This is a genomic window from Paenibacillus sp. FSL K6-4396, from assembly GCF_038002525.1.
Lineage (GTDB): Bacteria > Bacillota > Bacilli > Paenibacillales > Paenibacillaceae > Paenibacillus > Paenibacillus amylolyticus_B.
The window spans coordinates 1653894-1667207 of record NZ_JBBOCR010000001.1 but is presented as its reverse complement, the minus strand read 5'-3'; the positions used below and the strand labels follow the sequence as shown (position 1 = coordinate 1667207).

Annotated in this window: 11 protein-coding genes; 7 read left to right on the top strand and 4 right to left on the bottom strand. The window is 47.5% G+C overall.

What is annotated here, in order from left to right:
* Positions 1 to 231: 231 nt before the first annotated feature.
* Positions 232 to 723, top strand: a complete 492-nt coding sequence (locus tag MHB85_RS07395) for a DinB family protein (RefSeq protein WP_341072709.1) — start codon at positions 232 to 234, stop codon at positions 721 to 723.
* A 113-nt stretch (positions 724 to 836) separates the two neighbouring features.
* Here MHB85_RS07395 and MHB85_RS07390 read toward each other — a convergent pair whose 3' ends face one another.
* Positions 837 to 1340 carry a GNAT family N-acetyltransferase gene (locus tag MHB85_RS07390; RefSeq protein ID WP_149846418.1) on the bottom strand — a complete coding sequence of 168 codons (504 nt, stop codon included), beginning with the start codon at positions 1338 to 1340 and terminating at the stop codon, positions 837 to 839.
* 189 nt (positions 1341 to 1529) lie between these two features.
* Positions 1530 to 2630, bottom strand: a complete 1101-nt coding sequence (locus MHB85_RS07385) for a M23 family metallopeptidase (RefSeq protein WP_341072708.1) — start codon at positions 2628 to 2630, stop codon at positions 1530 to 1532.
* A 221-nt stretch (positions 2631 to 2851) separates the two neighbouring features.
* Here MHB85_RS07385 and MHB85_RS07380 point away from each other — a divergent pair, with 221 nt between their 5' ends.
* The 3 genes from MHB85_RS07380 (at position 2852) to thrS (ending at position 7841) form a co-directional block, all read left to right on the top strand.
* A complete protein-coding gene (locus MHB85_RS07380; protein ID WP_091015214.1) occupies positions 2852 to 3613 on the top strand; it encodes a response regulator transcription factor in 762 nt (253 codons plus the stop codon).
* Positions 3610 to 5370, top strand: coding sequence for a sensor histidine kinase (locus MHB85_RS07375; RefSeq protein WP_341072706.1), 1761 nt, complete (start codon positions 3610 to 3612; stop codon positions 5368 to 5370). The genes MHB85_RS07380 and MHB85_RS07375 overlap by 4 nt, the downstream gene beginning before the upstream one ends.
* A gap of 470 nt (positions 5371 to 5840) precedes the next feature.
* Complete coding sequence (thrS, locus tag MHB85_RS07370) at positions 5841 to 7841, top strand: threonine--tRNA ligase (protein WP_341072705.1); 2001 nt, start codon at positions 5841 to 5843, stop codon at positions 7839 to 7841.
* 12 nt (positions 7842 to 7853) lie between these two features.
* On the opposite strand, the gene MHB85_RS07365 is transcribed toward thrS, so the two are convergent.
* Entirely contained in the window at positions 7854 to 8717 is an 864-nt protein-coding gene (locus MHB85_RS07365; RefSeq protein ID WP_149846416.1) for an SDR family oxidoreductase, read from the bottom strand.
* A 104-nt stretch (positions 8718 to 8821) separates the two neighbouring features.
* On the opposite strand from MHB85_RS07365, the gene MHB85_RS07360 reads away from it, so the two are divergent.
* Together MHB85_RS07360 and MHB85_RS07355 are read left to right on the top strand one after the other, a co-directional pair.
* Positions 8822 to 9364 (top strand): hypothetical protein, encoded by a 543-nt coding sequence (locus tag MHB85_RS07360; protein ID WP_105597750.1) that lies wholly within the window; start codon positions 8822 to 8824, stop codon positions 9362 to 9364.
* A 55-nt stretch (positions 9365 to 9419) separates the two neighbouring features.
* On the top strand, positions 9420 to 10151 hold the full coding sequence (locus MHB85_RS07355) for an MBL fold metallo-hydrolase (RefSeq protein ID WP_341072704.1): 732 nt from the start codon (positions 9420 to 9422) through the stop codon (positions 10149 to 10151).
* A gap of 510 nt (positions 10152 to 10661) precedes the next feature.
* Here MHB85_RS07355 and MHB85_RS07350 read toward each other — a convergent pair.
* Positions 10662 to 11873 carry a PQQ-dependent sugar dehydrogenase gene (locus MHB85_RS07350; RefSeq protein WP_341072702.1) on the bottom strand — a complete coding sequence of 404 codons (1212 nt, stop codon included), beginning with the start codon at positions 11871 to 11873 and terminating at the stop codon, positions 10662 to 10664.
* A gap of 262 nt (positions 11874 to 12135) precedes the next feature.
* Here MHB85_RS07350 and MHB85_RS07345 point away from each other — a divergent pair, with 262 nt between their 5' ends.
* Positions 12136 to 13224 (top strand): M24 family metallopeptidase, encoded by a 1089-nt coding sequence (locus MHB85_RS07345; protein WP_341072701.1) that lies wholly within the window; start codon positions 12136 to 12138, stop codon positions 13222 to 13224.
* The last annotated feature ends 90 nt before the right edge of the window (positions 13225 to 13314 follow it).

Below are 13314 nucleotides of genomic sequence, written 5' to 3'. Positions count from 1 at the left end.
AGGTCTGCCCGTCAATCTTTTTTTGGACTTGGTATGGATTGAAATGAACCGTTCAGAGAGAACGGCTTTTTTTATTGGGTACATAATACATCTAACAAGGCTAATCTCGCCTGGATTCGCATTCACTTTTTCCATCCCCTATGCTTATAGAATAAGCATCCACATTTGGGGTAATGAACATACACAGACTACCCGCATCATAGAACCCGTATATAAGGAGAGGATTGCACAATGTTTACTCGTAATGACGATATACGCAACCAAATCTGGGAAGCTGTCTCGGGACTCGAAGAAGAACAATTGAACCGAAAACCTTCACCCGAACAGTGGAGTATTATGCAAGTACTACGACATCTGAATCTGATGGAAAATGTCATTGGAAAACAAGCCCGTCTGGCCCTCGAGAAGGAACAGACGGTGTCTGTGGACAAAAAAACATATGAATTATCGTTGGACCGCAGCCGCTCCGTCGAGGCACCACCCCATCTTCAGCCTCCAGCAGCGCCTGAAGCACTTGCAGACGTACGCAATGATCTGGACGAATCTCATAAAGCGTTAAATAACTTTGCATTGGATCATGATCCTGACCTGCTGCGCAGCAAGTCCTTTCCTCATCCCGTATTTGGTGAGATGGATCTAACCCAATGGATTGACTTTACAAGTTATCATGAGGAGCGTCATCTGGGACAGATTCAAGAGATCAAACAGCAGCTTGGCGTGTAAGCACAACCTACACTTTCACATAGCGAAGAATATAGTTGAACGACAAAAAACCTCCAATCCTATTAATTAGGTTGGAGGTTTTCAATGTTCTTTTCTACGAATAAGAACGACACTTATATTTTTTTTCCCAAAATCGCCAGATCTCTATTCATACCATCCAACACGGCCACTTCGGGATAATATCCCCACTGTTCAAAACCATGCTTGCGCAATAATCCCAGACTCGGTTCATTATGCCCAAAGACAAATCCAAGAATGGTCGTAATGCCCAGTGCAGGACACGCCGCAAATACGGTTTCGAGCAGACGTCCACCGGCCCCAATTCCGCGACATTGCTGATCCACGTATACACTAACTTCCACCGTTCCATTATACGCAGGTCGTCCATAGAACGAGCTGAGACTTGCCCAAGCTACCACATTCCCTGCCTGCTTCATCACCCAAAGCGGACGATGATCCGGTGAATGCTCTTCGAACCACGGAACACGTTTCTCCACTGTCACCGGTTCCAAATCCGCTGTTGCCATACGGCCCTCAATGGTAGAATTATAAATTTCCACAATCCTTGGCAAGTCCTCCAGGCGCGCATATTCAATCTGCACATCTTCCAGTTTCATCGCTATTCCTCCATCATTTCAGATCGTTCTATTATCATAGAGGATATTATAACGGAGAAGAGAAGTTTTCGTCATCCCTAACATGCTGACAGAGGGAATCAATAAAATCTGGGGATAACAGCGATCGGAAGATGGTTCTGTCCGCGTAGTAGTTAAGTGTAAATTCAATGCTTTAACTTATATATAGAATTACTCTGGAAGTCCCTGAATTGTGTTGCCACGAGTGAACTGCTGACTCTGGTCTGCCCAGCGAATGTTCATCGAGCGAGATGTGAACAGATCCGGGCCATCCGATACTTGGAAATGCAGATGAGCCTCACTGGAGTTACCCGAATTGCCCAGCTCACCGATGAGGTCCCCCTGCTTGAGTTTATCTCCTTTTTTGACCGAAACACTGCCTTTCTTGATATGTGCTGTGATGCTGTATTCACCTTTGCTATGGTCAATTATTACATAGTTACCCGTCGGCTCTTCCGGATTCATCTCACCGGGTACATTGTCCGGAATATCGTTCTTGATTTCAACGACGGTTCCATCCGCAGCAGCATAGAGTGGTTCACCAAAAGCATGGTAGCTTGCGTTTACCTTGGCATCCCCGTTATAACTGAAACCTTCTTTTGACCGAATGATATCCAACGCGTAGCGCTGTGTTTCATGCTCATAATGATAGTTCGACATCACATCGTTGCCTCCCCAGAACACATACCATTCACCCTTTAAAGGGAAATGGAATTCGGTTTTGGTGAACTTTTGATCTGTATCCTCATGCGTTTCCAGCGGCTGGATCAACAGACCATCAATCTGATTGGCCTCGGTAAAATAGGCTCGAATCCCTTTTGTCCCTGTTTGATCCTTCCAGGCGAACTCGGTCAGATTGTTCATCTCAGCTGCGAATACTTGATCCAGGGAAGTTACTCCCTCCAGGAACTCGTCAGCAGACGTTTTAAGCTTTTCAAGTGTGATCGCTTCCTTCATTTGAGGACTCAACTGACGGTAAATATCTTCAATGGAACCCTTCATCAGGGTATCAACAAAATTGTCGGGTGTAACCATTGCAGTACCTTCTGAAGTGGAATTCTGTTCCTGATTGGATTTCTCGCTTGCTTCATTATTGGACGCCTGTTCGGCCGACTGCTGCTCTGCCTGGTCGGAAGTAATGGAATTGCTGTTGCCACAAGCAGACAATATCACGCAAGCTCCAAGGGTAATTGCAAGCACCTTCCAGCCTTTTCTATTCTGTAATTTCGAATGTGTATGTTGCTCTGATTTCAGATGACCTTCCCTCTTCATTTTCAACATCCCTTCTGCTAATTCATTATACTTTCCAGTTAAGTGTACAGAATGAGTCTTATCCTTCGTCTAACCCCATCTTACATGTAGTTAAACTTGTAACGCCTTTTGAGGTTGTATAATTAAGATTCCGTTAAGATAGCTCATACGCTATACAGCCTTCTTGGATGGTATGATTAGCAATACACACAACAGAAGAATCAGGAGGTCATTTTTAAACTATGGATAACGTCTCATTACTGCTTGTGGATGATGAACAGGCGATTCTGCATATGCTCAAAACCGTTCTGCTCAAAGAGCAGTTTCTCGATATTGATACCGTTACAACAGGTGAAGCTGCCATTGAGGCATGCAACAACAAGACGTATCATTGCATCGTGCTCGACATCATGCTTCCTGGCAAAAGCGGACTGGAAATCTGTCCTTTTCTACGACAGGTCACCGATGCGCCCATCCTGTTTCTGACGGCCAAAACAACCGATTATGACAAATTAACCGGATTCGCCGTTGGTGGTGACGATTATGTTGCCAAACCCTTTAATCCGCTGGAAGTCGTTGCTCGAATTAAATCATTACTGAAGCGTTATTTACCATCTAAAACCGCAGCGATCTCGGATCACGTCCCATCTAACGTAAATACGTCATCTCCCAGCACATCGGAAGGCGTGTACGACTTTGGACGATTTCAGGTACTGGAGTGGGCTGGTGAGCTTCGGGTTGAAGGAGAGTCCGTATCCTGTCCGGCACTTGTGTTTCAACTACTGCTCTTTTTCTGCAAACATCCCAATCGAATCTTCACCAAATCAGATCTATATGAACGGGTCTGGGGCTCTGAAGCCATTAGTGATGACAATACCGTGATGGTTCATATTCACCGCATTCGGGAGCGCATTGAAGCCGATCCTTCCAATCCGGTGTTTCTCGTCAACGTCCGGGGTCTGGGTTACAAACTGATTCAGCCGGAACATGTGTCACGCCCATGAGTATTCGTCGCAGGTTAATGACCCGGTTTATCGGGATGCTTGCCGGTGCAGTCGTTCTTATCATCCTGCTTGGGTCTGTAGCCACTTACTGGGTCGTTCAAAGGGTAAATGAAGTGAACTTGGTGGATGATTTTGCACTTAACGGTCTGGATCAATTGATTAATACAGCAGAGATTCTGCCAGATAATACGATCCGATATGACCCCGAATTGCTGAAACAAGTGGATAAAAATAACGGCTGGCTCCAGGTTCTGGATGAACAAGGTTACGCCATTGATGAATATCACACACCCGCTGATGTCCCCACTCACTATAAACCAGGGGAATTGATTGCATACTGGGAAAGCCAGAAGCCGTTCCCTTATCAGATTGTGATGCTGATCCGGGAGAAAAATGGGAAGGAATTCACCTTGTTATATGGCGAGATTAACCCGGCTAAGTCCTTAATGAATAACATTCGTTCAGACCTTGCTTTCACCAACGGAAAACTTGATCTTCAGCCCAACCAACAGGAGGCCCTTCGTGCCGCCAATGCTTATCTTCAAGTATTGGACGCGTCAGGAAGCGAACTCTCCTCCTATAACAAACCGGCCATGGGCGTACCTAGCGAATACACCATTCAGGAACTCGTTCTGCAAGTTCGCTATCCGAGTCGATCAGGTATGTCTGTTGCAACGTGGTACGACGAACAGAATGAAACTACCTGGCTGATTAGCATACCTAGTAATCCATTGGCGACCGGAAATCAAAACCCCTACAATTTTATCTTGGAACCGGCATTGGTCATATTGATCGTATCCATAATCATTCTGCTCATTTTGCTTGCCTTCTGGTATGCCAACCGCTTCGGTTCACCCATGCTGCATATGCTCCAATGGTTACAACGTCTGGAACGAGGACATTACGAGGAACCTACCGGAGCCTTTGGAGTGCCTCGCAGTCAGCGTCGTAACGGAAAGTGGAAGCGAAAATACAACGTGTATGCTGAAGTGCTTCGCTCCATGCAGGCCCTGTCTCACACATTGAAGCAAGATGAAGAACTTCGGAAACAGACCGATTCTCTGCGGGAGGAGTGGATTGCTGGCATAACACATGACCTGAAGACACCCCTCTCCTCCATTCAGGGATATGCTCATATGCTTGAGGCGGATAAGTATAGCTGGACCGCGGAGGAAGTCAGGGAATTCGCAGGCATCATGCTCGATAAATCCATGTACATGGACAGGCTTGTCAACGACCTTGCCATGACCTATCGATTACGCAGTGGAGGATATCAACCTGTGGTGGAAGAGACTGACGTAAATACGTTGCTCCGTGATCTGATCCAGCGCGCAGAACGGAATCCGGCATATGGAGAAGGTCGCATCCTATTCCAACCTTCCGAAGTGCCTGTGTATGGACTTGTCCATATTCCGTCGTTTGAACGAATTGTGGATAATCTGACCGCCAATGCCCTTCTTCATAATCCACCCGAGTCCATCCTCGTTGTCAGTGTGCATTCTGGTGAACATGCAGATGCATTCAGCATTCAGTTTGCCGATAATGGACGAGGCATGGACCCCGAGACGGTATGGAAGTTATTTGAACGATACTATCGCGGTACAGATACAGGTACATCGGACGTTGGATCAGGGCTGGGTATGGCCGTAACCAAAGGGTTGATTGAAGCGATGAAAGGGCATATTGAGGTACAGTCCACCCCTGGTGAAGGAACGATCATTCGCTTAATATGGGATGGGCCGTCCGAAACGAATTAAAATGTTCCGCTTGACCTTTCCATTTTCAGTCTATATAATCGACACTCAATAACACCTGTTCCAATATATTGATATTGAATACAACACATTTCAGGATCATCTGATGAGTTGATCTAACATATTTGGCGATGACCAGAGACAAGATTTCGTTTGCGTGCTGCCCAGAGAGAGAGGGGATTGGTGAAACCTTCTTCAGCGAACGGACCGGAATTACCCCTCTGCAGCCGTGACCTCGAACCTCAGCATTTCGGACCTCCTTCTATGTTCGGCTTGTTGCCAGTAGAGTTCACCGCCTGATCCCCGATAACGGATTCCAATGAGGGTTATGATGTTTCCTGTTCACGGCGGCTGGCCGAGAGCAGAGTGCACCATAACCAAATTAGGGTGGAACCACGAGCCAAGCGCACTCGTCCCTTTTCCGGGACGGGTGTTTTTTGCGCTTTCATTTGATGAAATGGAGAGTGGTTCACATGAGCAAACAAGAAAACAGTAACTCAGTAAACAACAAATCAGGTAACGAAATAAACTACCAAGCAAATGATCTTCAACCATCCAGTCATTCCATTGAGGTCCGTCTGCAAGGTGGCGCGGTACGTTCTTACGAAGCAGGCATCACTGTAGGCGCGGTTGCCTCATCTATCAGCACAAGCCTGGGAAAACAGGCCATTGGCGGTATTGTAGATGGTCAGAATGTTGATCTCGATGGGGTGCTCAAGCAAGATTGCCAACTTGTTATCGTTACTTTGGACAGCCCGGAAGGTCTGTATCGTTATCGTCACAGCGCAGCACATGTGCTCGCACAGGCACTCAAACGCATCTACGGTGCTGAACAAGTGAAACTGGGTATCGGCCCAGTCATTGAAGATGGATTCTATTACGATGTTGATCTGGAGCATGCCTTGTCCATCAGTGATTTGGCTGCCATCGAGCGGGAAATGAACAAAATCATTCAGGAGAATCATAAGATTAGTCGCCGGGTCGTTAACCGGCAGGAAGCCCTCCGTATCTTCGGAGAAATCCAGGACCCCTACAAGCTTGAACTCATTCAGGATTTGCCAGAGGACGCCGAACTTTCGATCTATGATCAAGGAGAGTTCTTCGATCTGTGTCGCGGTCCCCATCTTCCATCCACTGGCCGGATCAAAGCGTTCAAGCTGCTGAATGTGGCCGGTGCATACTGGCGTGGCAACTCGGATAATAAGATGCTGCAACGTATCTACGGCACTGCTTTCCCGAACAAAGCCCAACTGGATGAACACCTGCACATGCTCGAAGAAGCGAAGAAACGGGATCACCGTAAACTTGGCAAAGAGCTTGAACTGTTCATGTTCTCCGAAGAAGCTCCTGGCATGCCCTTCTATCTGCCTAAAGGCATGACTGTTCGCACTGAACTGGAGCAATTCTCCCGTGAGTTGCAATTACAAGAAGGTTATCAGGAAGTTCGGACGCCTCTCATGATGAACAACCGACTGTGGGAGCAATCCGGCCACTGGGAGCATTACAAGGACAACATGTATTTCTCCGAAGTGGACGATGCCACTTTTGCACTGAAACCGATGAACTGTCCTGGCCACATGCTGATCTTCAAAAATACACTCCATTCCTATCGCGAATTACCGATTCGCATGATGGAATTTGGTCAGGTTCACCGTCATGAATTCTCAGGTGCCCTGAACGGCATGATGCGTGTGCGGACATTCTGTCAGGATGATGCCCATCTCTACGTCATGCCAGAGCAGATCGAGGACGAGATCAATCAAGCGATCTCACTGATTGGACGTATGTACGATATCTTTGGATTCGAATATAAGATTGAATTGTCCACTCGCCCGGAAGATTCCATGGGATCGGAAGAGCTGTGGGATCAGGCGGAACGCGCATTGCAAAATGTACTGGATCGTCGTGGCGTGGAATATCGCATTAACGAAGGGGACGGTGCCTTTTATGGACCGAAAATTGACTTTCATATCCTCGATGCGCTCAAACGCAGCTGGCAGTGCGGAACAATCCAGCTTGATTTTCAGATGCCGGAGAAGTTCGACCTCACTTATATTGGCGAGGATAGCCTGAAACACCGTCCGGTCGTGATCCACCGTGCCATCTACGGCTCCATCGATCGTTTCATCGGCATCCTGACTGAGCACTATGCAGGAGCGTTCCCACTCTGGCTTGCCCCCGTGCAAGTGAAGCTGCTGCCTGTATCGGATCATTACGCAGACTATGCGCTCCAAGTACAGAGCCAACTCCGTGCGGCGGGCATTCGGGTAGAAACAGATCTGCGTAGCGAGAAGCTCGGGTACAAAATCCGTGAAGCCCAGATGGAAAAAGTGCCTTATTCGCTCGTGCTTGGTGAGAATGAGAAAAATGCCTCATCCGCCTCAGTCCGTGCATACGGTCAGGGAGATCAAGGCATTCAACGTATTGAAGCTGTTATTGAAATGATCCAACAAGCGGTGAAGGCAAAAGTCTGAAACACATCCGCATCACAACTTCTCGTCAGGCTTTAGCCCCACCTGTTCTTCGCTCCATGTCCAGAAACGCTCAGCTGAAGCATCATCAACGGCATGTTTCTTCAGCTGCTGCTCTTTCTGTTGATAGAAGTAACGCCCGGTGATCCCGACGACTTCAGGGCTTGTAGCCAGATAAACAGCCGTTCGTGCCCCTTCTTCAGGGGACAGAAAGAATGGAAGTTTACCTGCAAACGCCATAATGCGTGTGCCAAATCCGGTATTGCGATCTACGCCAATACTCGTTCCCACCGCACCAGGGTGCAGACAGTTCACTGTGACAGACGTACCTGACAGTTTGCGAGCCAGTGCACGAGTGAACAGCACGTTAGCCAATTTGGATTGAGCATAGCTTTTGATCGGATTATAACCTGTGTGCAGATGTGGATCTTCGAAGTGGATTTTGCCGGCCTTGTAAGCACCTGACGAAACGTTCACAACCCGTCCCTGCTTCGCAGCTTTCAGAGGTTCGATCAAAAGTAAAGTCAGCAGGAAATGTCCCAGATGGTTAATACCGATACTTTGTTCGAACCCATCTGAGGTTTCCTTCCGCTTGACCATCACCACCCCCGCATTATTAACCAGAACGTCAAGGCGATCATGACGCTCGCGGAATGTGCGGGCAAACTGGCGTATACTTTCGAGTGAACCTAGGTCACACAGCATCAATTCAATCGCAGAAGAGCCGGACTGACGCACAGCTTCCTGAAGAGCCTCCTGTCCGCGCTTCTCACTGCGGCATGCCATGATTACGCGATATCCTTGTCTTGCAAGTTCAATGGTGGTTGCCAACCCCATACCTGAGTTAGCTCCTGTTACAATTGCTGTCTGATTGGACATGAGGTACTTCCCTTCTGAACCTGAGGTTCTGAAATTAGAGGCGCGACGACGGACAATATGAGATAATGATAGGATCACATCTCGGTTTCCATGGGAGGACAAGTATGCTGACCAAAGAAGATTTTAAAAAAGTTAAAAAACAAGCCAAACTTGAAATCGCACTACTCGAACAGGAATATCAGGAAATCTTGCAGAACGTTGATTCTACGCTGTATGAAAAATACGGTATTTTGGACAAAGAAGAAACACGTGAACTCACCCGAAAACGCAAAAACCGAAGATATGCTTCACTCGTCATCGAACTATGCGCCATTATTGAACAAATGTTACATCAACTGTACAGAGACGTATATCAGAAAAAGTTTAATTCGACCCAGCTGATGAAAACTCCTGCCTACCGTGCACGCTCCAACATGGAGATCATTCAAGCCGAACTGAGTAAAGAGTTCATTGCTCTGGAATCCGAAAAAGAACACTTCGCTGAAGCTCTTGGTCTGGTATTTCAGACAAGGAACAAACTTGTTCATGAGAACTTCTCGTTTGTCTCCATCGTTAAGGATGGCAGTAATGAAGAAGAAACGTTTGAAGCATTACTCCATACGGTCAAAAAATATAGAAAACACTTAAAATATAATCGCCCTGAATAACAACATCATCGCTAAAAAAGAAAAGGAGGTGTACCGGACTACGGTCCGGATCACCATGAGCCATCCAACAACTTCAATTACTGTGCTAAATCTCCAGATTCCGACACCTTCCGGGAACAGCCCCATATTCCCCGTCATGCTTCGTGATGAAGATGGCGTTACCTTGGTGGATACAGGCATGATTGGACAATTTACCGAACTTCAATCCGCGTTGGAACAAGAGGGGGTACAACTCTCGGACGTTAAACGGGTGATTATTACTCATCAGGACATCGATCATATCGGTAACTTGGATGCTCTTTTGGATGCCATCCCTGATCTGGAAATCTGGGCACATGCCGATGAGGTTCCATATCTAACCGGTGAGAAACCTTTGATCAAATTCACACCTGAACGTCGTGCTCTGCTGCCCGCGCCCGTTTTGGCACTGGCAGACCAACTGCTTATGCAGCTGCCGGAAGTGAACATCAGCAGAACTTTGGCAGACGGAGACTTTTTACCTCTGCAAGGAGGCACACAAGTCATTCATACACCAGGACATACCCCAGGTCATATCTGCTTGTATTTCGGAGAGCAGCAGTTCCTGCTCGCTGCCGATGAACTTCGTGTAGTTGATGATGAGCTGGTTGGCCCTGCACCACCCGCAACACCGGACATGCCTGAAGCGCTGCGAAGCCTGAAGAAACTGACCGACCTTAAGCTCAATAAGGTTCTCTGTTATCACGGTGGAGAGTACACGAATGATCCGGCTCAGCGCATTGCCACACTTGCGGAGAGCGCAGAGTAAGAATAGAAAGCGGACTTGTGAGTGTTTTGGAACGACACAAGCATCCTATTAACGCTGTTTCTCTTCGTGCGGCATTGTGCGTTGTACTCATTCAAGATTAGGATGACACATACATTACAAGCAAGGAGCTGTCCCATAAGTCATGAATTTGACGGGGACAGCTCCTTTGATTAATTAACCATGTGTATTTACCACTGCACTGGTGTTGACCGTATGGCAGCTCCTATTGCGCACGATATGCACACAGTATCTTATATCACACCGCTATATTACACCACGGCATGCGCACAATATCTTCCCCTGCCCGTTTGGCAAAACAATTCACCGGAAAATCCGTAACGTAAGTGTTTGATTTTTGACAGAGTTCCACCAGACCTCTTATTTACTCATTTCGTTGATTTTCCCGCAGGTTTCGAGTGAATTTTGGCGATATAACGTGGCTGAGGTTCGTTACATTCTACAAACGCCATTAAACCTCTATTTAAGGTATGTCAGGTTCGTTAGAATAAATCAGCTCTCCGGAGTTAGTACAATCAGCTTGTCATCTCCATCTCGTGGCGATCCTCGTCCATCCCGATTGTTCGTAAGCACGTACAACTTTCCGTCCTCGCCAGCACTCACATTACGAATCCGGCCCCATTCATCTTCGAAGATGGGTTCCACCTTCTCCACCTGTGTGCCATCTTCCGAAAGAGTAACCTTCAGCAACTGCTCTCCACGCAGATTTGCAGCAATCAGTGATCCAGCCCAAGGTCCTTCCTCAACAAAAGCTACACCAGACGGCGCCCATGTATCATTCCCACTATGTGCAAGCGGAGCCTGATATGCGCCATTGTCATCATCGTCTCCCTCCACCTCGGGCCAGCCATAATTCTCACCAGCTACAATCCGGTTAATCTCATCATGATTACGCTGACCATGCTCCGTGGAATAGAGGTAACCGTTGTCTGGGTTCCAGGCCAGTCCCTGTGCGTTACGGTGTCCCATACTGTATACAGGTGAATTCGGCCATGGGTTGTCTGCCGGGATCGACCCGTCGAGACCTATCCGCAATATTTTACCTCCAAGGCTATCATTGTTCTGTGACAATTCCGGCTCATAACGTTCACCTGTCGTGATATAGAGCAACTTGTCCGGGCCAATTTTGATCCGCCCACCATTATGATTTGTTCCGCCTGGAATGTTACCAAGCAACTCTTGATCTATGACCGCTTTCGCATCATTCACCTTGAGACGTAACACTCGATTGGCAATGTCATCGCCTTGCAGATAAGAGTGGTATGCATACAAGTAACCGTTCTCCTCAAAGTCCGGATCTGCTGCAAGACCTAACAAACCTCCTTCACCTTCTTCATTAAATGGGGCTGAGAATTCAATCAGTGGTTCAGGGGCTAGTTTTCCATCCTCAATGACTCGAATCGCACCAGGGCGTTCCGTTACGAACATCCGACCATCAGGCACACTTACAATCTCCCATGGTGCATTCAATCCTTCAACCAGAACGGAAGCCTGATACGGAATAACCGTCTCTCCCTGCGCTCCACTCTCATTTCCACTTGCACCGGTATTGCTTCCATTCGCTGTCTGTCCCTGACCTGTTCCCTGTCCCTGAGACGTCTGCTCTACTCCTCCCGTTGAGGGTTCGCCTGAAGAGCATGACGCGGTCAACAGTGCCACACTTAATAATGAAGCATACAGTGGAACGATTCCTCGATTATTCATGATTACATCTCCCTTCGCATATCGATCTTTTGTATAAAATAAATAAGCCAAGCTTCAATGTATTGTTAACATATTGTTCTCTATAGTTGTCGCACTATTATTCATGTGTATTACGGTTTCGCCCTGTATTACCCTTCACACCAGCCGCTTAAACGAAGAAGGCAAGGGATTCCGAGGACATGAAATCATCGCAGTTTGGAATTCCATCATAATCTTTTATAATAGAAGGATAGTATGAATGGAAAGGTGGACAACTACACTTATGAATCAAAACCCTTTATCTCGTCTTGAAGCCGATCTGTCCGGGCAAGGATTGGACGCCATGCTGATCACAGATCCGAAACATATCTACTATTTAACTGGATTTGCAAGCAATCCGCATGAACGCTTCCTTGGTCTGGTTCTCGCACTCGGCGAAGAGCCCCTGCTGATTGTACCCGCACTGGACGCTGAAGCAGCCGCAGCCGCTTCCTCGGTCTCCAACATTGTGACTCACACGGATACGGATAATCCGTATGCTTTGTTTGATCGTTATCAGGGGCGCTTGGGCCGGGTTGGTCTCGAGAAAGAATACGTGACAGTCGCACGTTATGAGCAGCTTACTGCCGCTCTTGGTGCTGCCAGCTTTGAAGATGTAGGCCCGTTGCTTCGCACATTACGTGTGAAAAAAACTCCGGATGAGGTAGCCCGCATTCGCCACGCCATTCACCTGATCGAAGAAACATTGCGTCAAGGCCTCTCTCATGTTCGCACAGGCGTAACCGAGATTGAACTTGTTGCCGAGATGGAATATCAGATGAAAAAACTGGGTGCCGATGGCCCTTCCTTTGATACCATGGTACTCACCGGACCCAAAACAGGTCTGCCACACGGTACACCGGGTGAACGGAAACTGCAACATGGTGACCTGTTGATGTTTGATATGGGTGTGTATGCTGGCGGATATGCCTCGGATATCACGCGTACATTCGCCTTTGGTGACATCTCACCTGAACTCAAAACCATCTATAACACGGTACTCGCAGCCAACGAAGCGGCTATCCAAATCGTAAAACCAGGCATCACCTGCGCCGAAGTGGATCGTGCAGCACGCCAAGTCACGGAAGAAGCCGGATACGGCGAACGTTTTATGCATAGAGTAGGTCATGGACTGGGTATTGACGTACATGAGTATCCTTCTCTCCATGGAGAGAATATGGACATCCTGAATGAAGGTACCGTATTCACGATTGAACCGGGCATTTATACCGCAGCAGGCGGCGTTCGTATTGAGGATGATGTAATTGTGACCGAAACGGGTGTCGAAGTTCTGACGTCTTATCCAAAAGAACTGCAAATCCTTAGCGACTAATCCAATTGTGAACTCAAAAATCCCGCAAACCCATGATATCATGGGTTGCGGGATTTTAATTCATACGAAGCATATCCTACGTGTCTTATT